Consider the following 24,659-nt stretch of genomic DNA (forward strand, 5'->3'; position numbering starts at 1 on the left):
ACGGATGGTTTCTTCAATTCATGTCACCCAAAAACAGCTTTGTGATTGGGCGACGTAAGTTTATATACCTATAAATAATTATCATAAAAATAAAAAGAACTGCTTCAATTCAATTTCTATTGTACTATCTTTTGATCGGGGCGGAAACAAAACGTTTTATTCTTAATTTTCTGAAGAAAGAAACATAGTAAAGAAAACAAGGTACTACTCTACTACTTTATGTTTATTTTTACTTGGGAATCATAGAATAAAAACTTTACTTTTGTTCTGCTCAATTATATGATGTTTCTTATTTACTCAGTTGCAAATAGAAATTGCCCCTTAATAACAGGCACGACAATTTTTTAATAAATATAACAAATATGAAAATATCCATCATTGTAGCAAAAGCTACTAATAATGTGATAGGAAAAGATAATCAGCTCATTTGGCACATACCTGCTGATTTAAAGTATTTCAAAAAAGTGACTTCAAACCATACAGTAATCATGGGCAGAAAGACACATGAGTCCATCGGTAAGTGTTTACCGAACAGGGTGAATATTGTCATTTCTAGAAATCCTGACTTTCAAACTTTCGACGGAGGTATATTAACTAACAGTATCACTGAAGCTATTGAAATGGCTCGAGAAAAAGGAGAACAGGAAGTATTCATTATTGGTGGTGGAAAAATTTATGAAGAGGCAATGAAAATTGCAGACAAGCTTTATATCACAGAAATTCATGATCAATTTGTAGGTGATACCTTCTTCCCTGATATTCTTCCTAGTCAATGGGCCGAAATTTCAAGGTTTGAGTATCCTAAAAGTCTGACTTCTCCGTATGCTTATTCTTTTGTAAATTATATACGCAATAAATAATAAAACTTTTATATGAATTACATCGTCATCAACGTGGAATGCAACGAAGAACTTGCTGAAGTTCTTCAGGCGGTATTGGGAAATGTAGGGTTTGACGCATTTCTTGAAAATGACAATGGTTTTGAAGCTTCAATTGAAAAAGCACTTTATAATGAAGATGAAGTCAAAGAAGCGTTAGCTTTCTTTGAAGAAGGTGTGACCTACTCTGTGGAAGAACAGGAAAAACAAAACTGGAACAAGCTATGGGAAAGTCATTATGATCCCGTGGAAATAAGTGAAGAACTACAAATCAGAGCATCTTTCCACCCGGCTGATCCAAAATATAAATACGAAATTGTCATCACGCCAAAGATGTCATTCGGAACAGGACATCATGCAACTACAACTTTGATGTTGAGAAATCAGCTAACTATTGATCATAAGGGGAAAAATGTTGCTGACCTTGGATGCGGTACAGGAATTTTAGCTGTAATGTCCAAACTTTTAGGTGCTGAACAAGTGGATGCTTGTGATATTGAAGACTGGTCATGTGAAAATGCACTGGAAAATGCGGCGCTTAATAATGTAGACTTGAGAGTGACCGTTGGTACTGTACACGAAATGGAAAAACTTGACGAATACGAAATCGTATTGGCCAATATCAATAGAAACGTTTTACTGGAAGAAATGCCAACTTATCAGAAACTGATTACAAAAGGCGGAAAACTATTACTCAGTGGTTTTTATACTGAGGATCTTCCAATCATCACTGAAAAAGCAAATTCCGTAGGCCTTACCTACCTTTCACATTTAGAGAAAGATAATTGGGTAAGTGCTGTATTTGAAAATTAATACTTTTTGGAGTATTTTTTGCGAATCAAGCTAATTGTAGGCTGTAATTGATCAAAAGTGTCTATTACAGCCTCTTTATTTATAAATCCTTTTTTGAACTTATGCTTTCAAAGTTTAAATATAAATTACTACCTATACTCTTCTTATTGAGTTTTTTCTCTACATCACTTTGGGCTCAGACTGACTTTTCTAATGTGATGGCTGACTCTACTGTAAAGAAGTATTATCATCCTTTTACTGAGTATGATAGTTTTCTTGTTGATCTCAATTTGTTTTTACAGAAAGGTGTCCGCTTAGGAAGTGACACCATCATGGTTGATTTTGAATCACACTGGGAAAATAATGTGATCGACGACAATCAAAAAGAATGGATTTATAAGAGTACAAAACGTATGCATAAGAACCGCTTCAAGTATAAAAAACATGCGGCGCTTTACTACGGTTGTATCATGGCATTCATTGATTCTGCAGGACATAATAATAATCAGTTCACGCGTTTTCTGGAAATAGCAGATACCTGCCTTATTTCCTATACCCCAAAAATCACACACAACTTCTTCTATAAATCAAGGTTATTCTTAGAGCAAAGACTTGTTGAAAAATCGAAGTACACTACTATTAAAGTGATGGGCGGTGAGTATGAATTCGCACATGAACTAGCGGCAGAAGGCTATGTGAGTGATCACATGATAGTAGATATCAATACAGATGCTACGGAAGGAGAAGCCCCTAAAGAAGACTGGTTTGCCAATGGTGAAGGGGATGTAGCACAGGAAAACACCTCCGACTCCTCCTCCGACTGGGGAGACGACTCATCAGAAGATGAAAATTCATGGGAAGATGGCGGAAGCTCTGACTGGGGAGACGATAGCAGTGGTGATGATTCCTGGGACAGTGGCAGTTCTGACTGGGGAGATGACAGTGACTGGAGTTCCGATGATGGCTCATCAGATTGGGGAGACGACTGGAGCGGAGATGACAGCAGTGTTAAAATGTATGATGAAGGAAGCAGTGATAGTGGAGATAATGGTGCTGAAGCTGACCTTTATGCTTTTTCTGAAGATTGTAATGAACAGTCATCTGAAATTCAAAATTATGATCCGGGTATTGCTGACATGCCTCCACTAGAAGGTCCTATGTTACATATTTCTGAAGCCGATCTACTCATTACAACAAAATTTGACACCGCATTACTTGAACATACTGTAGGTACATTTTTATTCAAATCTGATACAATTGTCTGTCAGGGTGGTCGTTTTTATTGGCAGAATGTCAACTTTTCTAAAGACTCTGCATGGTGTGAATTACCGCACTTCAGCTTTGACACAAGAGTAGCTTATATCGAAGCCGATCACGCAGAGATGTATTTCAGTCATTACCTTGACACTATTGCAATTGGTGCTTTTACTTACAGAAGTGGACACTTCAATAAATTTCCGGAAAAAGCAATCTACCCTCAGTTCATCAGTTATAACAATAATTTAAATTGGAAAAATCTTCCTGAGGGAATTGAGATGAAAGGCGGTTTTGCCATAAAAGGAAAGCATACTGTTGCTAAAGCCGTATCAGGTGCTCCTACTACAATTACAGTTAAAAATGACAACTCTGATCTTTTTACTCTTAAATCTCAAAAGAGTGTTCGAGTGAAAGAGGACGGAAAGATTATCAAAACAAAATCAAGTTTAGTTGATATCTATTACGCTGAAAGTGACACTGTTTCACATCCTTCAGTAAATACTTATATCAGTGTCAATGACAGTACTAAAAAAGTTTATTTCAGAAAAACCACAGATATTTATAGATTCAATCCTTTCACATTAAGTGCTCAGGATGTCAATGTCTATGCAGATGCAATTGAGTGGGACCTTGCAGAAGATACGCTGGATTTCAGAATCACTGGTGGTGAAAAAATCGTTCCTCTGATTGTGGAATCTGAAGACTTTTTCCACCCTGGATTTGTATCAAGAATTCAAGGCATGAAAAAGTTTCACCCGCTGATGATCCTTGTAAATCACTCTAGATCTCACAGAAGAAAGTGTTTTGATGCTGGTGCACTTGCCGAAGAACTTCAAATCAATGATGAACAATTTGATGAAAGTTTAAGGTCAATGGCTATCGATGGTTTGATTGACTATGATCCATATTCGAGAATTGTAAAGCTCAATGAAAAAGCTTACAGATACCTTGACCGCTATTTTTATGCCTCAAGTGAGAGAAGAAGAAAAGCGATGACGTCAAGAATGAATTTCGAACACTTAAGTGCGAGACAAGAAAAAGCTCTTTATGACAGAGATTTTGACAACTTGAGTATTGCGGCATTATTACCGAAAGATGAAAGTGCAAATGTTACGCTTTCATTGGATGACAGTTCAAAATTAACCCTTAAAAATGTCCCTTACTTCCCTATCTCTGATTCTCTGAATGTATTTGTAACGCCTGACAGTGCGGGATTGATCATTGAGAAAGATAGACAAATGACTTTTGGCGGACAGTTTATGGCTGGTACCTATCTTTTCAGAGGACAAGAGTTCACATTTGATTATGATAGTTTCCTAATTCAGCTTACTGACGTAGACTCTATCAGTTTTGTCCTTAAAGACAGTATCACTGGCAAGCTCAAAGAAGCTCCAAACCCTTTGGTAGACACTGGCGGTACGCTTTATATCAACAAATCATTCAATAAAAGTGGTTTGCTCAATGTCAACGGCTACCCTTCTTTCAATGCGACTTCTGACAGCTCTGAAAAAGGTGGTAGAATTTACTATGACCGTCCTTCTATTTTGAATGGTGCTTACGATAAACGAATTGTTTTTGAACTTGATACTTTTACAGTTGACGCCTCCGTAGAACACAGTTCAGTCTCCTTTGATGGTATTTTAAATACAGGTGGAATCTTCCCTTCTTTCAAAGATGAAGTGGTGATGGACCCTACTTCAGGAGTATTCGTTTTAGAAAGAAATACCAATCATGACGCACCTTGGGCTGATTCCAAAGGCTGGCCTATTTATGTGAAAAAGCAAAAGACGGACTACGGGTCCAAGATTATAGGTAAAGGTCATTTTGATGGTGATATTTCATTGACCCATAAAGGAATTAGAGGAAATGGTGAATTAGAATACTTAGGGAGTGAATTCAAATCTGAAGATTTTATTTTCTACTCAGACTCTGTGACGACTCAAGGTACAAAGGGTATTATTGAATCTGATATTCACCCGAAAGTGGAAATGCATACTTATGAAATGAAATGGTATGTATTTAGAGATAGTATGGCATTTAAAGGAACACATGAGGAACCTTTTACGATCTATAATTCTGATACTAAATTCTCAGGAAACCTTGCCCTTCTTCCTACCAAAGTCTTTGGTGAAGGACAGGTAGAAACCTCTGAATCCAATAACAAGTCTCAAAACTTCAGATTCCAAAAAGACGGTTATATCAGTAGACACTCCACTTTTGATATTAAATCAAATATAGAAGGAAGTCCATCCATGCATGGTAATGATATTAGAGTGGCTAGAAACGTGATTGATAATAAAGTATTGATCCGAACAGAAAACAGCAGCAGTAACTCTTCTTCACTTACGTTCCCTGCTGTAAATTTCCAGACATCTATTAAAGAGGCCCTTTGGGATATTGAGGCTAAAAATATTGTCATGTCCGCAGGTGAAGCTCTGAAAGGTAAGTTTATTTCCAATGAACCCTCACAAGATTCATTACTTATTGAAGGTGATTCTGCCAATTATGATCTTGCTTCAAGTAAACTGAATATCTATAACGTTGACAGAATAAGAGTCAGTAATCTTGATATTCTCCCTGATTCATTAAATCAAACGGTGAAAATCAGTAACGGTGCTACGATTGAACCTCTGACTAATGCCAAAATTATATTGAGCAGATACACTAAACTGCACACTATTTATAATGCTAATGTTGAACTTGTATCAAGTAAAACAGTCAATGCTACAGGTGAGTATAATTATTCCAATGAGCTTGGTGAGTCTCAAGTCATTAAAATGGACAGAATTATTGCCAAAGAATTCTATAATGATGATATCAACGATAATACTATTCAGAATAGAGCCTACGGTGAAGTGCAAAAAGACAAACCTTTAAAATTTGTTGGAGGACTAGAGTATTATGGTAAGATTGGTTTAGTGGAAAATAAAAAAGTGGCCCGCTTTAAAGGAGGTAGTGCAAGACTGCACATCCCTGGACAATCAACACAGTGGTTCAACTATGAATCTACTAATGATGATGATGAAACTGACTCTACGGCTCATGTGGTTGTAGATAAAAACCTTTTCACTACTGAAGAAAATCGTCCTTTGATTACTGGTCTTTTCTATGACGAGAAGAATGGTTATATCTATAATAGTTTTATGGAACGACCTGATGGTTACAGACAGGAACACAGAAAACTTTTTGATGTAGAAGGTCTGTTGAAATTTGAATCTCTAGACGGTACAAGTAATAAAGGTGTTTTCCATATTAAACCAAATAGCTATTTCAAGCAGCTAGAAAGTGGAGAGGAAGAATTCTACGCTTCGATTGCCGGAAATTGGTTTAGTTTTGATCATCAGCGTAATGAAATCAGTTTCAGAGGAAAAATTGATCTACTCAAACCAAATCCTAAAGAAAAAATCCCCACTATAGTCACTTCTGCAGAGGGTGTTGCCATGCATGAAATTGATGAGATTACAATGAATGCCTCACTGGCAATTGGTCCTAAGTTATCTACAAAAGTGTCTAGTTATATCCTTAACGATATGCGTTCTAACAAGGAAGATGCTCCAAGAGTACTTCCTGAAGATTATGAAATTGACAGTTTAGGAGCATTGAATCATCAGATTGTCCCTCTTTTCAACAGTACTCAATACAAAAACTATTTGAACGGATATGATATTGCTAAGCTTCTGAGCAACTATATTGTAATACTTGATAATCCTTTAGTATGGGACAATAATAACGCGGCTTTCCATTCAAAAGGAGAAGAAATAAAACTGCTTTCTGCTTTCGGTGATGACATCAATACCGTTGTAACTGGTTTTATAGAAATTCCAAAAGAACAGGAAAGTGGCGATGATGGAGATCGTGAACCTACTGACAGACTTATCAATATATTCTTAGAAGGCCCTACAGGAATTTGGTATCATATAAGACAAGATAAGGGAGAATTGAGTATATTTAGCTCTAATAAGGCTTTCATGGAAGACATTAAGAAACAAAGTGACGTTACTGCCGGTAAAGCAAAACAGACCTTTGCATTCTTAGAATGGTACTATAACACCTATAAAGACGGCTCTGAAATTCCTTCTAAATATGATTCAGAACTTAATACTGCAATAGATAAGGAAGAAGAAGAATTTGGAGATGATTTTGGCGGTACAGAAGAAGAGACAAGCGGTGAAGAAGAAGAGGGTGATAGTATTGACAGTATTCCAGCGGAAGAGGAAGACGATGGAGATGATTTCTAAATAATGCTAGAATGATGGCAAAACTTTTTTATCTTATTAAATCAACATTCCTTTTATTAATAATAATTGGGGTGCCTTCTTATACTGTTTATGCACAGTCTGAAGAGGATCAAGAGGACGAAAATATAAAACCAAAACCAATGGTAGTGGAAATGGACTCACTTGATGAGGATGCCCCTACCATTGAGTTGAACCCCGGTGCTCCCGAAGAGCAACAGCTCGTTAAAAGAAAGAAAAAGAAGAAACGTAATGTGTTTTGGGGTGTTAAATCCAAAAAACAATATACACGCTCAAGCGACAAAGGAAAAACGGTTTTTGAGCTTTTCTTTACGTTGCCGGAATATGAAAAACCCAATCCTTATGCTCCTTTAAAATATTATTATAATCCTAAGGAACGTAAGATTGAAAGAAAGTCTACTTCAAATTCCAAATATGGTATTCCTCTGCATGGCTCTTATGTCAAGATTGTTGAAAAAGACACCGTTACTACTGGTTACTTTTATAAAGGACTTTTGACAGGAAGATGGGTATGGTATGGAAGTGATAAAGTCATCAAAGACAAAAAGTTCTACTACATGGGGTTTCCTAAGGATGCCAAAATCTCTTATTATGATTCTAAACAAACCAAAGTAAAAGAGGTTATTCCTTATCAACATGGCGAGCTCAATGGCATTTACCAATCCTTCTATGAAAGTGGTAGAAAAAAAGTAGTGGGAAGCTATAAGTACGGTTATAAGATTGGTGATTGGACCGAATATTATGATGCTTTGGACAAAAGGGGGAGACAGAGACGAAAAAAATTAACCCAGTATAGGAATAAAAATAACGTATACAGAAAAGATTACGCAGGCCCTAAAGTGAAATACGAATGGGATGAAAAGGGGAAAGTGACGCATAAAAGTAAATAATTCTCAAGTAAATGCCTTATAGGCTATTGAAATTATCTTTACCCAACACCTAAGCTATTGAACATTTTAAATTGGAAGAAGATTGATTATTATTTTTTAGTCTAATCAAGGCAGAATAGAAGAGCATAGCCGTAGCTACGTGATGATATTCTAACGCAGAGTAGGCTAAAAAAGAAAATTTAAATCTTCCGATTTTAATTGTACAATTGCTTAATCCACTGAACAAATGTTCATAAGGTATTTTTAAAACACTCCTTTTCATTAAAAAAGCGTACATTTGTAGAAATTATAGCAAAGTCAATCAGAGATGTTAGATAAACTTGAGAAAATAAAAGAACGCTTTGATCAAGTAAGCGAAGATTTGGTGAAGCCTGAGACTGTCTCAGACATGAAATTATACGCCAAATTAAATAAGGAATATAAAGATTTAGAGAAAGTTGTCAACAAATACTTCGAGTATAAAAATATGCTTGAAGGTATTGATGAGGCAAAACAAATATTAGAAGAAGAGAAAGATCCAGAATTGCGAGAAATGGCAAAAATGGAACTTGACGAAAATCAAGAAGGAATCCCAGTGATTGAGGAGGAATTAAAAATGCTTTTAATCCCTAAAGATCCTAACGATTCTAAAAACGCCATCTTTGAAATCAGAGCTGGTGCTGGTGGTGATGAGGCTTCAATCTTCGCAGGAGATTTACTTCGTATGTACCAACGTTTCTGCGAAAAGCATAAATGGAAATTATCTATTACTGACTTCGTAGATGGTACTTCAGGTGGTTTCAACAAAATCGTAGCCAACATCCAAGGTGAAGACGCTTATGGTATGTTGAAATATGAAGCGGGTGTACACCGTGTACAACGTGTTCCTGCTACAGAATCTCAAGGACGTATCCATACATCAGTGGCTTCAGTGGCTGTACTTCCAGAAATGGATGATGTGGAAATTGAATTGAACATGTCTGATATCCGTCGTGATGAATTCTGTTCTTCTGGACCTGGTGGTCAGTCAGTAAACACAACTTACTCTGCCATCCGTCTTACTCACCTTCCTACAGGTATTATTGTACAATGTCAGGATGAAAAATCGAAGTTGAAAAACTACGACAAAGCATTAAAAGAATTAAAATCTCGTCTTTACGCTATCGAAGAGAAAAAACGTCAAGAGGAGATTGGTGCAGAACGTAAGTCAATGGTAGGTTCTGGTGCTCGTTCAGACAAAATTAGAACGTACAACTATCCTCAAGGTCGTGTAACAGATCACCGTATTAATCACTCGGTATTCAACTTACCGATTGTAATGGATGGTGAATTACAAGATTTCATCGATCGTTTACGTATTGCTGATAACTTAGAGAAAATGGAAAATAGCGGTTTAGCTTAAGCACTCTATTTACCATAAATATATAAGAAACGCCTCATCTATTTTTTTATAGATGAGGCGTTTCTAGTTTAAATATTTTGTTATTCATTTACATGAAAGGTCAAAGTGCCTTTTTCTGCAACACATTCTGACTAAGAGTATAAGCAGACATGATGGTATCTACTGACAAAGGTTTATTCAAATACCCTTTCACTGTAGGTAATAAATTGGCCTTTTGAAGATCATCATCATTAATAGAAGTTGTTAAGAGGAAGAGAGAAATCTGTTCCCTTATTTCAAAATCAAGCTTATCATATTCAGTTATAAACTCCCACCCATTCATTCTTGGCATATTTATATCCAGAAATATAATATCTGGAAGAGGATAGCGATCCTTGTCCTCTTGCTTTAAATAATCCAAGCCTTTTTCAGCACTTAAAAAGAAAGTGCATTTTTTAGTAATTTTTGAATCTTCGATAATCAATCTATTGAAGAAATTAATAGATTCACTATCGTCGATTAATAAAATATGTGCTAATTGATCCATTATAATTTTGGTAGGTTAAAAAAGAAAGTACTGCCTTTACCATAAGTTGAGTCTACCCACAACTTACCTCCAGATACTTTTACTATTTTCATACAGTTGGAGAGCCCTAAGCCCGTACCTTTATAACTACTCTGATCATCGTGCAACCGCTGAAAAACCTGAAATATTTTCTTTTGATGCTCTTCACGGATACCGATACCATTATCTTTTACACTGAAAAGCCAACCATTGTCCTGTGGTTCCACCTTAATGATCACCTCAGGCTGATTGTCTTCTCTTTGGTATTTCAATGCATTTTCAATTAAATTCTGGAATAATAATCTCAAGCCTACATCACATCCTTTAAGTTTAGGTAAAGGATCTGATTGAATAACGGCTTTTTTATCTGCAATCATTGTTCTTAAATCTTCAACAATACCTTGCATAGTCTCATTAAGATCTACTTCTGTGATTGTGACGTTGGTTCCTAATCTTGAGTGATGTAATATTCCTTTGATCATATCACTCATTCGTGTCGCTGAATTTTCTAAATAGGATAAACACATCTGACCAGTCTCATCAAGCTGTCCATCATACCTATCTTTAAAAATCTCTACAAAACTCGTAATTGTATTCAAAGGCTCTTGAAGATCATGAGAAGTGATATAAGCAAATTCTTCCAGTGATCTATTTTTTTCTTTAAGCGTAAGGTTGTTTTTGATTAATTCTCTTTCAGCTTTTTTTAATCTTGATATATTATTATAAGTCACCATCACTTCCTGATGTGATAGTGGAATTGCTTTAATGATAAAAGTATTTTTGCTGACTTGACAGTCCCCGTACTCCACTTCTCCTACATTGATAATACGTTGTTCTCTTAGGGATGTGTAATAAAGAAGAGGTAATTTAGTTTCAAATAACTCTGGGAATGACGTCTTAAAATCTGTACCAACAAACTTCCTTAAATCCGTTCCTATTACTTCTTTGTTGACCGAATTGGCATAAATGATATCAAAGTTCAGAGATTCATTTGATTTCAAACGTAAAACATAAATTGCCGTGTTTAGATGATCAAGTAATAAGCTCGTATTATAGGATGGTTTCATGGGCTTCACTGAAATAGTTAATCGGGGTTTTCGGTAAAATATCAATTTAAAATAATCTTGAACTTTAGCACTTTCTGCATTATAAATTATAAGAAAGATGAAAGATATTCTTATTTAAATACTTGATGTTTTCTTATTTCTATCTAACGAATGAACAAAGTAAATCAACAAAAAATATCTCTAACCTATAACATATTATACACTTCTAAGGTCAATCTAGTGCTAGCCCAATTTTAAAATGTAAAGTATTCTTTTACTCTTATTCTTACTTTACAAAACAATAACGAAACGTATTCCTTATTCGTTCGATCTCTATAGAATAAAAACAAAATATTGGTAGAAAAATTAAATCTGACAAATAAGAAATACGCTATCAAAATGGCTTTTTATCCTATTTTGATAGCGTACTTGAATGTTCAGAGATACAATTTAAATTACCTGATAAGCAACCTTTCTCTTACCACTTGACGACCTGATTTGATCAACACATAGTACATACCTGAATTTAAATGTTGTGTAAAATCCATCGGCTTCAAATAAGTACTCGAATCTATTTCATCTACCTGTTCAGCGTATACTTTATTGCCTTGATTATTATAGACCTGAATACTTAAAGCATTTCCACCGTTTAGTCCAGAAATACTCATTTGAAAACTTTCTCCCTTTGTAATATTATTAGGCATAAAAGTGGCATTCATCTCTTGTGTTATGCCATCAGAAATAACTTCAATGGGACCAAATAATTCATATTCCGAATCAAAATCTACTTGCTTCAAACGATAGAATGCATTTGAAATTGGGCTCTCATCAACAAATGTATAACTGATTACATTCTGAGAATTACCTCCTGCTCTGACAGTACCAATGGTTTCCCAATGCTTTCTATCCGAAGAACGCTGTATGTCAAAATGTGAAGCATTATGCTCTGATGCTGTTTCCCACTCTACTATCACTTTTTCATCTTCTCCATAAGCTTCTAAATAAGTCAACTCAACTGGTAAATTGACAATACCATCAATTGATCCAGTCACTATCAACTCGCCTTCCAAAGTTCCTCTAATACCATCGTAATTAAATGGTCCTGCTAAATCAAGGTCACCATTGACAGTGACTATACCATTTTTTCCAACATTAAAGCGATCTCCGAAAGAGTATCCCACAGTATGTGTAAGATTACCATTGACGATCAATTCACCATTTACAGTAAGTTTACCAAACTCAGCCATTGTTAGGTCGCCATTGATGGTTAAACTTGTTCCTTCATCAACAGTCAGGCTACCAAGATCTGTATAAAAAATCACAGTCCAACCTCTGATAATAAAGGCTTCTACATTCCAAACTACATTAGTAGTGATGTCTGGATTGTCATTTTTTTGAATTTTGATATCTGCTCCTCTGCCAGGATTGACAGTGATATGTTCTTGATCCAATATACAATCGGAATCGTAAACTACATTTCCTGATGGAACTGTACATTGAGCATAAGAGAAGTGTGCTAATAAATAGATCGGTAGAATAAAGTACAATGTTTTCATGATTGAGAGATTTATGTTTGATAATAGGGGGAGTGAATGGCCTAGAACTGCATATTCAAGGCAGAATACAGTTGGAAGATGGCTTGGTTATCACCATAGTGTAATACAGAATATTGAGGCTCTATAAAGAAGTTGCAAACCGTACTTCCTACCTTCACTATTTTACCAATACCAAAGCCTACAGGCACATTGTATTCTCCTTTTTCTAAATTGAAATTCCATGTTGGAGCAGTTCTGAAGTACATTCCATTACTCACTTGCCAGAATGCAAAAGGCTGGATCGCCATGAAATTCACATCATTTCTATTGGCATCACCTCCCACATCGGTACGCCATATCACTAAACCACCCATTTGGAACTGTGGAGAGACACTTGCAAAAGCAACTGCTGCCGCACCGGCCGTCCACTTACCTGTACCTAACGATGAGTGAGTAGCTGTTGGAGCTGACAGTGATGGTCCAATACCAACTGACAAAGTGGGTTTTGAAACGGCTAGATAAGCACCGAATAGATCGAAATCACCTAATCCTGATCTACTTACTCCTAACTCTGGATTGGAATAAGTATTAATAGGTAAAGAAGCTCTCCATAATACCCTACCTGTTGGTTTCGCAAATCGCATCCAATACGAACTCTGAGTCGCTTCACTGTTACCAGAAAGGTTGGAGGAATAATATTGTTGGAGGTTAAATGCCGTTATACTCGCTAAGGGATTATTTGCTTGTGCTTTTTCTTCAGCTGTTTGAGCAAATGATAATGAGGATATTAGTAGTAATACAATAACGAAGAGATTTTTCATGATAGAGAGATTAATGTTTTTCGATAATTCAAATCTCTCGAAAAATGCTCCTTCAGAGTGTAGGGTTTTACCCATTCTTTTCTTTTAGGTAAAATGCTTACTACGCTCTTTGTTAGGAAAAAGGACACAAAAAAAGACCTCATAAAATGAGACCTTTAATAGCGATACAAACTACTGACTCAATAGTCTGCTATGCAATGGGAAAATATTATCTTTATAAATACGTCTATATCTGATCAAAAACATCATGTATTGAATCTGTAAAATCCAATATTGATACATAAGCATGATATCCTTCTTCCATTAATTTATTGATCATATGATCTACCTGAAAGCAATGCATTGCCACAATACAATCATTGGGAAACTGTTTTTTGACAATCCTCAACACCTCTGCAGATGGAATACTCACATCCAGCAGGTTTACGAAAACGTAACCTTCCGAACTCAACTCGTCATCCACAACTTCATCTAATTCCACCATTTTAACGGGTGTAAGGGAATGAATCTGCTCTACAAGTTTATGGTTTAGATTATTCTTTTTTCCTATTAATAAATTCATGTATAAAGGGTTTATAAGTACCAATACAAAAATTTTTAATATTAATTCTTACTATTGTTTTGCGATTACCGCCTTAAAAAACTATCAATAGAATTACTATTCATACGTTTTTTTAAGTTGTACTCACAAAAAATATTGAAGGATTAATTATATAACCATTTTTGGCTCAGTACTTACACAAAATTAGAACGTACTTTTTTTCCCTCTATCAGAGAATTACCTATTTTGCTCAAAAAGTTTAGATATCATCGAACAATTCTCGGTCAATTGCGTATAAGATCAGCCCTGCCAAGTTCTTGCTTCCTGTCTTATCCAACAGGTTACGTTTGTGGGCGTCTACCGTTCTTACACTAATGAAAAGTTCTTCCGCAATCTCTTTATTTGTTTTTTCTTTCAGAATCAAATGAAGAACTTCTGTTTCCCTTTCAGACAATGGTACTTCAAGCGCTACATTTGATTTTTGTGGCTTCACTTTTCGGATATTATTAATAATAGCATTCGTTACTTCAGGAGAATAATAAGTTCCACCCGAATACACCATTCTGATGCCGTTGATCAATTCTTGCTCACTACAGTTTTTCAATAAATAGCCCATAGCACCCTCGCCCAGCATTTTCTTGATATGCTGACTTTCTCCCAGCATCGTTAAGGCCATGATCTTTACATTAGGATACTTTTCCTTTACATTTTGAACAAGTTCCAAACCATCCATCACCGGCATATTCACATCCGTCAATAATATGTCTACATCACTATTTTTTTCTAATTGATCCAAACAATCTTTGCCGTGTTCAGCCTCTCCCGTAATCTCAAAATCACTTTCATCCAATAAGAAATTCTTCAAACCTTCACGAATCATTTTATGATCATCCACCAAAAACAGTTTAATCTTTCCCATTTTATCTATTTATTAAAATTTTTTATTTATCTCTATTAATAATGTTGTTCCTCTACCTTCCCGACTTTCTACTTCCAAAAATCCACCAACAGCATCCAAACGGTTTTTCATACTTTTAAAACCTATGCCCGATCCTTCTTTTAAGACTTGTCTTGCATCAAAACCAACTCCATTATCTTCTATGGTTAACATATAGATATCTTCATAGTTTTTCAATTGTATATCTATTTTAGTGGCTTTGGAATACTTAAATATATTATTGATGCCTTCTTGAAGTATGCGGTAAAGGGTCAATTTTATTTGTTGATTTTCGATTTGATGTTCTCCGAAATTATGGAAGAACTCAAATTCAATTTCATCAGTACTTTTATCTACTTCAAAAATTAAACTTTCAAAAGCCTTGATGATACCAAAGTCTACAATGGCTTTCGGCATCAGATTGTGTGCTACACTACGGCTTTCTGTAATGGATTTCTGAAGATAGTCATAAGCCGTTCCAAACGTTTCAATCACTTCTGGTGGAAGTTCATTCATACTTTTTCTTACTTTCTGAAAGTTCAAAGAAGAAACCGTCAAGGTCTGTTGCAAGCCATCATGAATATCTTTAGATATTCTGTTTCTCTCTATATCTTCCGTTTTCATAACAGCATTTAAAATATCTTGTGCTTTTTGTTTGATGGATGTAATGTCCGTGAAAGTGCCCACTACTCGACTCGGTTGACCTTCTTGATCAAAAGACACAACTTTTCCTTTTATTTGTACCCAAATGTACTTTCCTGCCTTATTTTTTAATCTTGCTTCAGTAATCAGATTGCTTTCTTTGCTTTGAAGTATTAGATCCAAATAAGAATTTGTTTCCATTGCTTTAAGGTCATCAGGATGAATTCGATTTTGAATTTCAATACTATCTTCTTTAAACTCATAAGGTGCATAGCCTAGCATCGTATATAAAGCAGGGCTGAAAGTCATTTGATTTGATTTCACTTTCCAATCCCAAATACCATCGTTAGAAGCCTCCAAAGCGTATCTGAGTTGTTCCTCACGATCTGCAATTTCCTTTGATCTTTCAATGACTTTTTCTTCCAAATGATCATTCAATTCATTCAACTCTACAACCTGCCCCTCAATGATTCGTTTTTGTCTTCTCGTCAATCGAACTCTATTGATGGCAAAAATAGTAAACATTGTTACTAAACCTAAAATGATAATCAATGCTGTCCTCTGATTTTTAGATTGCGTCAGTTTCTCATGATTTATCTGCTGTTGACTCGCATAATTGAGACTGTCTGCTAATGCTCTTTTCTCATTTTCATATTTGTATTGCTGATGCAAAACATCTTGCTGATTTTCTAGATTGAGTACGCTGTCTCTTGTCTCAATATAGATTTCATAATTTTTCAAGGCTAGTTTACTTTGGCCTAAATCAGAATAGACCTGATATAACGCCTTTGCAAAATCTCTGGTCTGCTCTATTTCTAAACCTTCTGCAAGCGTCATGGCTTTATTTATATAATAGATTGCTTTATCATAGTTACCCTTCTTTTTGTAATACATACCATAACTATAGTAACAGTTCGCAATCCCTTTTTTGTTGTCTAGTTTTCTATTTATTTCTAAAGTTTGATTGATGATCACTAGTACAACTTCTAATTGATCAGTTCTTAACTTTATTAAGCCTTTGTTTAAAAGAAGATTACTGATAGAAAGTTTACGATCCAATTCCTCTGCAATCAATAATGCTTCCTCATAATACCCTAGAGCTTTATCATACTCTTTTCTTTTATCATAGAAAATCCCAAAACCTGATAGACATCGTAACATCCCTGCTTTATCGCCGATTCTCTTTCTAATATCATAGCTTTTTTGGGTGTATTTCAAGTAGTTTTCATCGTCTTTAAACTGACCATAAGTGTTGGCAATATTCATGTAGGTATAGGCTATTGAATAATCACTTCCCTTCTTTTCGTTTATTTTCAAGGCTTCAAACTGAAGCTCGACTGCTCCACTGACATCTCCTTTTCTTGATTTCAATATTGCCAGATTATTTAAAGGTGCACTTTTTAGGACTCCAGCTTCAGTATAAAGTTCATGACATCTGATTAGATTCTTTTCGGCATTTTCATAGTCTTTCTGTATCAGGTGGATAATCCCAATATTGTTCATCACATCACCCATACGTTCCTTATCATTTAACATCAAGAAAATTGCATAACTCCTCTTATAATATTCTATGGCAGTTTCATATTCTCCTCTAGCATAATATGTGGAACCAATACCATAAATTCCCCTAGAAACGGACAAACTATCTTCTGCTTCTCTTCCTAAAGCTACTGCTTCATTGAATGTATCTTCCGCTTCAACATAACTTCCTTTTCTGTACAATGCCTTTCCCTTTACAACCAATGATGCAGATTGATACTCCAATAAATTCCTTTCTTCAGCAAATTGATAACCTATATCTGCAATGGTAAAAACACTATCTGTATCCTTCTTGATGATTTCTTTACCATGTTTCAATAAAGCCTCCAAGCGAGTAGTGTCTTCCATTTTAGAATCTGACCATACATTCCATAAGGAATCCGCTTTGGTTTGACAAAAAGCTACCTCTGAAACGAATATCAAAAAGATACTTATCAGTATATGTTTATTCCTTCTACCCATATTAAAAGTTCTTATTGATTTCTATTAGTAATGTGGTTCCTCTTCCCTCCCTACTTTCTACTTCCAAAAATCCACCAACGGCATCCAAACGGTTTTTCATACTTTTAAAACCTATGCCCGATCCTTCTTTTAAGACTTGTCTTGCATCAAAACCAACTCCATTATCTTCAATCGTCAACATATAGATGTCTTCATAATTTTTCAATTGAATATCCACTTTTGTAGCTTTAGAATACTTAAAAATATTGTTGATGCCTTCCTGGAGAATTCGGTATAAAGTGAGTTTGATTTGCTGGTTTTCGATTTGATGCTCTCCGAAATTATGGAAGAATTCAAATTCAATCGCATCAGTACTTTTATCCACTTCTGTAATCAAACTTTCGAAAGCCTTGATGATACCAAAATCGACAATCGTTTTCGGCATCAGATTGTGTGCCACACTACGGCTTTCTGTAATGGATTTCTGAAGATAATCATAAGCCGTTCCAAACGTTTCAATCACTTCTGTCGGAAGTTCATTCATACTTTTTCTTACCTTCTGAAAGTTCAAAGAAGAAACCGTCAAGGTCTGTTGCAAGCCATCATGAATATCTTTAGAGATTCTGTTTCTCTCTATATCTTCCGTTTTCATAACAGCATTTAAAATATCTTGTGCTTTTTGTTTGATGGATGTAATGTCCGTGAAAGTACCCACTACTCTGCTTGCCTTTCCATCAGTACCAAAAGACACAACTTTTCCTTTTATTTGTACCCAAATGTAATTGGCATTTTTGTGCTTTAACCGGACCTCTTTTATCAGGTTTTCTTCCTTACTTTGAAGCATCAAATCCAAATAAGATTCGGTCCCTATATTCTTTAGATCATCAGGGTGAATACGGTGCTGAATCTCCTCTCGTTTCTCCTCAAATTCATAAGGAGCATAGCCTAGCATCGTATATAAAGCAGGGCTGAAAGTCATTTGATTTGATTTCACTTTCCAATCCCAAATACCATCATTAGAGGCTTCTAAAGCGTATCTGAGTTGCTCTTCCCTATCCGCTATTTTTTTAGACCTTTCAATGACTTTCTCTTCCAAATGATCATTCAATTCATTCAGTTCTCCCACTTGCCCTTCAATGATTCTTTTCTGTCTTCTCGTCAATCGAACCCTATTAATTGCAAAAACAGTAAATATTGTCACCAAGGCTAAAATGATAATTAGGGCTGTCCTTTGGTTTTTAGACTGCGTTAGTTTTTCCTGCTGGATTTGTTGCTGACTGGCGTAATTGAGGCTGTCTGCTAACGCACGTTTTTCATTTTCATATTTATACTGCTGATGTAAAACCTCCTGTTGCGTTTTTAAATTATTCATACTGTCCTTTGAAGTGACAAATAATTCAAACGCTTCTAAGGCCTCAGTATATCTATTTTGTTCCTTATAGATCTCATAAATTTTATGCGAAATATCCTTGGTTTGCTCCACATCTGTTTCTTTGATATGACGCAATGCTTTCTTGTAATAGAAAAGTGCTTTTGAGTTATTCCCTTTTAATTTATAGTAATTCCCAAAAGCCTTATTACAGAGTGCTATGCCTAGTTGATTATTGAGTTTTTTATTGATAGCCAAAGCATCATTAATGGTGGCTATAGTTTGTGCTGTATCATTACGTTTCACTTGAAGAAAAGCGATATGTACCAAAATATGTGCTTCAGAATTCTGATCATTAATTTCTCTAGCCAAAGCAAGACTTTCTTCTAATATGGGTGAGGCTTTTTCATATTGATCTTTATTGGAATAGCCCAACCCCAAATTCAACATATTATTCAAAATGCCCGCTTTGTCTCCTAGCTTTCTTCTAATCTCAAGACTCTTTTTGATATACTCCTCATATCTTTCAAAGTCATTCAAATCAAAATAAATATTGGCAATATTGGAGTAGGCAAAAGCATTGGAGTATTCGTCTCCATTTTTTTCATTGATCCTTACCGCTTTCAGGTACAATTCCATGGCTTGAATCACATCACCTTTTCTGGCTTTCAATACCGCAAGGTTCGTTAAAGGAGCACTTCTCTGGTCTCCTCCCTCCATATACAATGAGTCACATTTCTTTAAATTCTTCTCTGCTTCTTCATAATCATTCTGTATCACATTGATAATACCGATATTATTCATCACATCACCCATCAGAATATTATCATTCAATACTGAAGATCTCGCATAACTTTTTTGATAATAATCAATGGAAGTTTCATATTCTCCTCTTGCATAATAGATTGTACCAATACCTTGAAAGGAGGTGGCAACCAATAAACTATCAGGTGTTTGCCTTGCCAGAGCAATAGCTTTATAATAAATTTTTTCAGACTCATCATATTCTCCTTTTCTATACAATGCTTTGGCTTGTTTGTTTAAGGATTTCGCTTGGAAATAAAGAAGACCTCCTTCCAAAGCGTATTGATAACCCACCTCCGTCAGTATCAAAAAACTATCAGAATTTGTCTTAGCAATTTCATCACTATAATCAAATAAGGCTTGCAGTCGTGTTGTATCTTCTTGCTCTACATCAACCCAAATATTCCATAAAGAATCTGTATTATTTTGACATAAACTCACTCTTGATAGTAACATCAAAAAAAGGAAGAGCAGAATATAGTTGTTTTTGATTCTCATACTAAAAGTCTTTATTTACCTCTATCAATAGTGTCGTTCCTTTACCTTCTCTACTTTCCACTTCCAAAAAGCCACCTATGGCATCCAAACGGTTTTTTATACCAATAAAACCCAGTCCCGCTTTTTCTTTCAATACCTTGGAAGCATCAAAACCTACTCCGTTATCCTCAATGGTCAGCATATAAATATCCTTGTAGTTTTTCAGCTGAATATCCACTTTCGTGGCTTTGGAGTACTTAAAAATATTATTGATACCTTCTTGGAGAATACGATATAACGTTACTTCAATTTGGTAATTATCGATGTCATGTTCATCAAAATTATGGAAAAACTGAAACTCAATATCCTCACTGCTTTTATCAGCTTCCGTAATCAAACTTTCAAAAGCCGAAATAATACCAAAATCAGTGATTGCCTTTGGCATCAAACTATGGGCCACCGATCTACTTTCGGTGATTGATTTTTGTAAGTATTCCCATCCAGTTTCAAACTTTTCCCAAATGTCCGGCGAGATATCTTTAAGGTTCTTTTTTACGGATTGAAAATTCAATGAAGAGATGGTTAGCGTCTGTTGCAATCCATCATGTATATCCTTGGAAATTCTGCTTCTCTCATTATTTTCAGTTCGAACAATTGCCTCAATGAGATCTTGTGTTTTCTTCTTCTTTTCCGTGACATCAATGTAAGTTCCCACAATACGCAGAGGGTTGCCCTCTTGGTCTCTTTCCACGATTTTACACTTCACTAAAATCCAGATCAGTTTACCATTTTTATGATGAAATCTAAACTCTTGATCTTCTATTTCATCTATTAATTTTTGCCTTCTAGGTTCCTCATAAGTAACAATCCATAAATCTCTATCATCAGGATATATAAAGGGTAAAATGCCAGTATGAGGGTCACAATCTTCAAGTGTATACCCCAACATTTCTGCAGAAGCATCGCTGATTTTCAAGGTATCATAATACACATTATAATCCCATATACCATCTTTTGTGGCTTCCAAAGCATATTTCAGTCGTTCTTCACTTTCATACAGATGATCGTTGAGTTCTGTTATTTCATGTGTTCTTTCTTGTACAATATTTTCGAGGTTTTCATTGAGGTGCTTCAATTCTTGTGTACGCTCATTGACCTTTAATTGTAATCTTCTTCTTTGGGCCTTAAGTACTCTTAATCTCCATTGGAAAATCAGATAGATCAATAATCCAAATAAAACAACATAACAGGTTTTAGCTAAAGCGGTCTTATACCAAAACTCTTTCTTTATAAAATGATAGGGATTTTGAAGGTAAGTATAAGAGTCATCGGTATTAAGTATTCGTGCATTGAAGGTATATTCTCCGGCGGGCAGATTGTTATAATAAGCCACCGTTCTTGTGCCCATTTTCACCCAATCTTTATCGTATCCTTCTATTTTATATTCATAGTTGAATCTTTCTCCTTGCGAAAAATCAAGAGTGGATAAGTAAAACTCTAATTGATTTAAATCTGCTTCAATTTCTGATGGAAAAGTGTTTAATGTTTCTCCATTAATCGTCATGAGTTGTAAACTTAATACGGGTGGAGAATAATACACATCTCTTGGTCTGAATAAATAAAGGTTGTGTTTTGTCAATAAGTATAATTCAGATTGATGATTGACGAATTGAGGAGTATAACCTAATTCATGAAAGGCTCCATCCAGCAAAACCCATCGAAACTTTTTACCTAAATTAATCCGATGTCCGTCTTTGTCTGAAATGGGAATGACTTCCTGTAAATAGGGCTGTCTGGCATGTACCACATAAAACCACTTTCCTTGTGAAGGTGACATGGCAATCATCATCGCTTGGTTAGCAGGTAGATTGTTACGGGTATCATATTTTGTAGCAGTGCTATCATTTATTATATGAACAATACCACTTCCGTAAGTCCCTATCCATAGCGTAGAATCTTCTTCCTGTGCCAAACTCACCACATACTTTTCTAAAGCAAAGTCTAATTTACTTAGCTTCAAAGAGTCTCCTTCTACAGTAAAAACACCCTTATTTGTACTTAACCAATCTTTCCCCAAAGTACGGCTCAGGTTTTCTATTTCTAGAAAACTATCTCTTATCTTTATTAAAGTATCTTCCTTTGAAATATAAAATCCATCGGAATCATTGATAACATAATCTTTATTAGAGAGTTGGAAAAATTCAAATACCTCCCCTTCCTTTAATTGCTTTATAACTTGATAAATACCATTGGCTTTTTGTAACTCAAAAGCCCCCTTGTTTGTCGCTAAAAGAAGATGATTTTCAATAGAAATCGCAGTCTCATGGATCACATTTCCGATATCACCAACGACATTCAGTTTTTCAATTTGATTATTCTTGAAGGTAAAAAGTCCATTTTCCCTTGATCCAAATATAATTTGTCCACCTATATCAATAGGCCTTTGAAAAGCGGCGTTTTGGGCCTCTTCAGATTTATTTATTTGGTGCAAAGCAGTATTGGAAAAGTAGTTTAACCCTGCCATTGTGCCCAGCCAAAGGTTATTGTCTTTGTCAAAAAATATAGAGCGAATAGTACTGTTTGTCAATCCATCATCATCATACATAGAAGAAACCTGATCTTTATAAATACGATGGAGACCAACACCGCCTCCCCAAATTGTACTATCTCCTTGAATAAGTATTTTTCTAACAGGCGATTTTGTATTGTTTTTCCCTACCCATTGCTTGATAAAACCTTTCTCTTTAGCGTATAAACATAGCTCTCCCCAAAGCCCGCCAATCACATAATTTTCACCAAAATCCTTAATCGAAAAAACCATCATATCGATGGGATCATTAAATACTTTTTGGGTGGTGTTGGTACTTGGGTTCCATTTATAAATAATAGATTCATTTTTCTGAAGGAAAGTATGTAATCCATAAATATACCCATCATCAGAAGGGAAAATTCTAAAAAGTCTAGCATTTGGATAATTGTGTTCTTTCAAGATGCTGTTCTTTATCGAATACACTTTTCCATACCTCACAAACCAAATCACTCCATTTTTATCTTTGAAAAAGCTCATGATACGGTTCAGCTTCTGATGGTTTTGATCATAAATTTGAACCGCTTTGTTGTCTTCCAAATAAAAAACACCTCTTCGAGTCGCAAACCATAGCTTTCCATCATTATCAAATTCTATATACACAATAGACTCCGTTTCTATAATAGGATCTGATTTCAGGTTGATGACCTTAATCTGAGAACCGTCAAACTTCAAGAGTCCTCTGTCCGATCCTATCCATAAGTAGCCTTTTGCATCTTGATTGATGGCAAAAACTCTATCGATAGGAGTTTCTAGTATTTCGGTCCACGTTTTTAATTCATATTCATCTAGGGGAATATTTGGATTTAAGGATTGAGAGAATACTATGCTTGAAAATCCAAGTAATAAAAGGAGCAGTACTTTAGTAGTTTTATATAAATAGTTCAGACAGTACATAGTATAAAAACTAGAGAGAAGAATTGTATCATTAAGATAATAGGTAAAAAAGTAGAAGACTAAAATTATGAGATAATTTAGTCACCTACTTAAAGTGCATAACCTAAAAGAAGGTATAAATAAAACTACTTATACCTTCAATATATATTATACTAACTCCATCTTACTAACATCTTTAATAAAATTTTTGGCCTTCTTCAATTTCATCGAAAGCGATACATGATAAACACCTAAAAGTATACATGTCACGCCTGTTAAGGTGATGATGGTAAAGCCTGCAAAAACAGGATTCCAAATTAAGATCAATGAGAAAATCAATCCTACAACACCTATAAACATTAACGGGTCATGAGAGATCAAACCAAATCTTCTCAAGTCTTGTGAAAAGGATATTGTACCTATGGCTCTGATCAAAAATGAGAAGCCTACATACATTGGTAATGTCACAATTGAGATTGCAGGGTTCTTGATCAAGAAGATACCTAAAAGAGTATAGGTAAAACCTAATAACAACTGCCATCCCCAGCCTTTAATTACTTTACGATTTAATATTGAAAAGGTAATATCGGAAATACCCATTATGATAAATGTAACACTGAATAAGGTGGATAATGCTACATAACTTTCAATAGGATAAGTGAACGTAAACACGCCTGCAATGATAAATAATATGCCTGAAATAAGGGGAAGGTACCAATGCTTAATAGATCTTTGCAATGAATTTTTAGTTTCCATAATTTTTAAAGAGAGAGAAATATTTATGCCTACTATTTAGGAGTTCGGCAATTCCTTTTTAAATAATTTTTTATCTCAAGGTTTTTCATTAAAATAAACTGGTTCAAGTCTTTAGCTGAAAGCGTGACTTGGACCTATAGCTGGAAAAAGTCTGAAGACTTTTAGCTTTATTTTTGTGGATCTATAAGTCTGGAGACTTACTAAAGATATAAACACAAGTGACGAACTGTGTTTAAAAGCAAATTTATTTCATAATTCAACCAAATTTTATTTTGGTTTTGTTTTTTGTA

Annotated in this window: 15 protein-coding genes; 5 read left to right on the plus strand and 10 right to left on the minus strand. The window is 35.1% G+C overall.

All coding sequences use genetic code 11. The features are described 5' to 3' along the window. Positions 1-362 precede the first annotated feature (362 nt). The 5 genes from HHU12_RS28310 to prfA all read left to right on the plus strand — a co-directional run bounded on the left by HHU12_RS28310 (position 363) and on the right by prfA (position 9,454). The gene (locus HHU12_RS28310; RefSeq protein ID WP_169660104.1) at positions 363-860 is read left to right on the plus strand and encodes a dihydrofolate reductase; all 498 of its coding nucleotides are present in this window, start codon (positions 363-365) and stop codon (positions 858-860) included. Between the two features lie 12 nt (positions 861-872). Next, positions 873-1,691, plus strand: coding sequence for a 50S ribosomal protein L11 methyltransferase (prmA, locus tag HHU12_RS28315; RefSeq protein ID WP_169660105.1), 819 nt, complete (start codon positions 873-875; stop codon positions 1,689-1,691). A 101-nt stretch (positions 1,692-1,792) separates the two neighbouring features. Continuing rightward, positions 1,793-7,165 carry a hypothetical protein gene (locus HHU12_RS28320; RefSeq protein ID WP_169660106.1) on the plus strand — a complete coding sequence of 1,791 codons (5,373 nt, stop codon included), beginning with the start codon at positions 1,793-1,795 and terminating at the stop codon, positions 7,163-7,165. An 11-nt stretch (positions 7,166-7,176) separates the two neighbouring features. Further along, positions 7,177-8,073 carry a toxin-antitoxin system YwqK family antitoxin gene (locus HHU12_RS28325; RefSeq protein ID WP_169660107.1) on the plus strand — a complete coding sequence of 299 codons (897 nt, stop codon included), beginning with the start codon at positions 7,177-7,179 and terminating at the stop codon, positions 8,071-8,073. A gap of 307 nt (positions 8,074-8,380) precedes the next feature. Then, entirely contained in the window at positions 8,381-9,454 is a 1,074-nt protein-coding gene (gene prfA / locus HHU12_RS28330; RefSeq protein WP_169660108.1) for a peptide chain release factor 1, read from the plus strand. Between the two features lie 100 nt (positions 9,455-9,554). Here prfA and HHU12_RS28335 read toward each other — a convergent pair whose 3' ends face one another. The 10 genes from HHU12_RS28335 to HHU12_RS28380 all read right to left on the minus strand — a co-directional run bounded on the left by HHU12_RS28335 (position 9,555) and on the right by HHU12_RS28380 (position 24,369). Beyond that, positions 9,555-9,980, minus strand: coding sequence for a response regulator (locus HHU12_RS28335; RefSeq protein ID WP_169660109.1), 426 nt, complete (start codon positions 9,978-9,980; stop codon positions 9,555-9,557). Beyond that, the gene (locus HHU12_RS28340) at positions 9,980-11,065 is read right to left on the minus strand and encodes a sensor histidine kinase (protein ID WP_169660110.1); all 1,086 of its coding nucleotides are present in this window, start codon (positions 11,063-11,065) and stop codon (positions 9,980-9,982) included. Before HHU12_RS28340 ends, HHU12_RS28335 begins: the two co-directional genes overlap by 1 nt. A 434-nt stretch (positions 11,066-11,499) precedes the next feature. Further along, complete coding sequence (locus HHU12_RS28345) at positions 11,500-12,600, minus strand: T9SS type A sorting domain-containing protein (protein WP_169660111.1); 1,101 nt, start codon at positions 12,598-12,600, stop codon at positions 11,500-11,502. Positions 12,601-12,641: 41 nt separating this feature from the next. After that, positions 12,642-13,475: a hypothetical protein gene (locus HHU12_RS28350; protein ID WP_240971164.1), complete on the minus strand. Its 834-nt coding sequence runs from the start codon at positions 13,473-13,475 to the stop codon at positions 12,642-12,644. Positions 13,476-13,626: 151 nt separating this feature from the next. Further along, the gene (locus tag HHU12_RS28355) at positions 13,627-13,962 is read right to left on the minus strand and encodes a hypothetical protein (RefSeq protein WP_169660112.1); all 336 of its coding nucleotides are present in this window, start codon (positions 13,960-13,962) and stop codon (positions 13,627-13,629) included. Between the two features lie 238 nt (positions 13,963-14,200). Then, on the minus strand, positions 14,201-14,860 hold the full coding sequence (locus tag HHU12_RS28360) for a response regulator (protein ID WP_169660113.1): 660 nt from the start codon (positions 14,858-14,860) through the stop codon (positions 14,201-14,203). Between the two features lie 12 nt (positions 14,861-14,872). Then, positions 14,873-17,521, minus strand: a complete 2,649-nt coding sequence (locus tag HHU12_RS28365; protein WP_205960011.1) for a tetratricopeptide repeat protein — start codon at positions 17,519-17,521, stop codon at positions 14,873-14,875. Between the two features lies 1 nt (position 17,522). Beyond that, positions 17,523-20,171 carry a tetratricopeptide repeat protein gene (locus tag HHU12_RS28370; protein WP_169660115.1) on the minus strand — a complete coding sequence of 883 codons (2,649 nt, stop codon included), beginning with the start codon at positions 20,169-20,171 and terminating at the stop codon, positions 17,523-17,525. 1 nt (position 20,172) lies between these two features. Beyond that, positions 20,173-23,634 carry a sensor histidine kinase gene (locus tag HHU12_RS28375; RefSeq protein ID WP_169660116.1) on the minus strand — a complete coding sequence of 1,154 codons (3,462 nt, stop codon included), beginning with the start codon at positions 23,632-23,634 and terminating at the stop codon, positions 20,173-20,175. Between the two features lie 147 nt (positions 23,635-23,781). After that, positions 23,782-24,369 (minus strand): HdeD family acid-resistance protein, encoded by a 588-nt coding sequence (locus HHU12_RS28380; protein ID WP_169660117.1) that lies wholly within the window; start codon positions 24,367-24,369, stop codon positions 23,782-23,784. Positions 24,370-24,659: the final 290 nt, after the last annotated feature.

The sequence above is a fragment of the Flammeovirga aprica JL-4 genome, assembly GCF_012844305.1.
Lineage (GTDB): Bacteria > Bacteroidota > Bacteroidia > Cytophagales > Flammeovirgaceae > Flammeovirga > Flammeovirga aprica.

Excerpts from the sequence above, each read along its gene's own strand:
- HHU12_RS28310 (WP_169660104.1), top strand. The coding sequence starts at position 363 with ATGAAAATATCCATCATTGTAGCAAAAGCTACTAATAATGTGATAGGA.
- prmA (WP_169660105.1), top strand. The coding sequence starts at position 873 with ATGAATTACATCGTCATCAACGTGGAATGCAACGAAGAACTTGCTGAA.
- HHU12_RS28320 (WP_169660106.1), top strand. The coding sequence starts at position 1,793 with ATGCTTTCAAAGTTTAAATATAAATTACTACCTATACTCTTCTTATTG.
- HHU12_RS28325 (WP_169660107.1), top strand. The coding sequence starts at position 7,177 with ATGATGGCAAAACTTTTTTATCTTATTAAATCAACATTCCTTTTATTA.
- prfA (WP_169660108.1), top strand. The coding sequence starts at position 8,381 with ATGTTAGATAAACTTGAGAAAATAAAAGAACGCTTTGATCAAGTAAGC.
- HHU12_RS28335 (WP_169660109.1), bottom strand. The coding sequence starts at position 9,980 with ATGGATCAATTAGCACATATTTTATTAATCGACGATAGTGAATCTATT.
- HHU12_RS28340 (WP_169660110.1), bottom strand. The coding sequence starts at position 11,065 with ATGAAACCATCCTATAATACGAGCTTATTACTTGATCATCTAAACACG.
- HHU12_RS28345 (WP_169660111.1), bottom strand. The coding sequence starts at position 12,600 with ATGAAAACATTGTACTTTATTCTACCGATCTATTTATTAGCACACTTC.
- HHU12_RS28350 (WP_240971164.1), bottom strand. The coding sequence starts at position 13,475 with ATGGGTAAAACCCTACACTCTGAAGGAGCATTTTTCGAGAGATTTGAA.
- HHU12_RS28355 (WP_169660112.1), bottom strand. The coding sequence starts at position 13,962 with ATGAATTTATTAATAGGAAAAAAGAATAATCTAAACCATAAACTTGTA.
- HHU12_RS28360 (WP_169660113.1), bottom strand. The coding sequence starts at position 14,860 with ATGGGAAAGATTAAACTGTTTTTGGTGGATGATCATAAAATGATTCGT.
- HHU12_RS28365 (WP_205960011.1), bottom strand. The coding sequence starts at position 17,521 with ATGGGTAGAAGGAATAAACATATACTGATAAGTATCTTTTTGATATTC.
- HHU12_RS28370 (WP_169660115.1), bottom strand. The coding sequence starts at position 20,171 with ATGAGAATCAAAAACAACTATATTCTGCTCTTCCTTTTTTTGATGTTA.
- HHU12_RS28375 (WP_169660116.1), bottom strand. The coding sequence starts at position 23,634 with ATGTACTGTCTGAACTATTTATATAAAACTACTAAAGTACTGCTCCTT.
- HHU12_RS28380 (WP_169660117.1), bottom strand. The coding sequence starts at position 24,369 with ATGGAAACTAAAAATTCATTGCAAAGATCTATTAAGCATTGGTACCTT.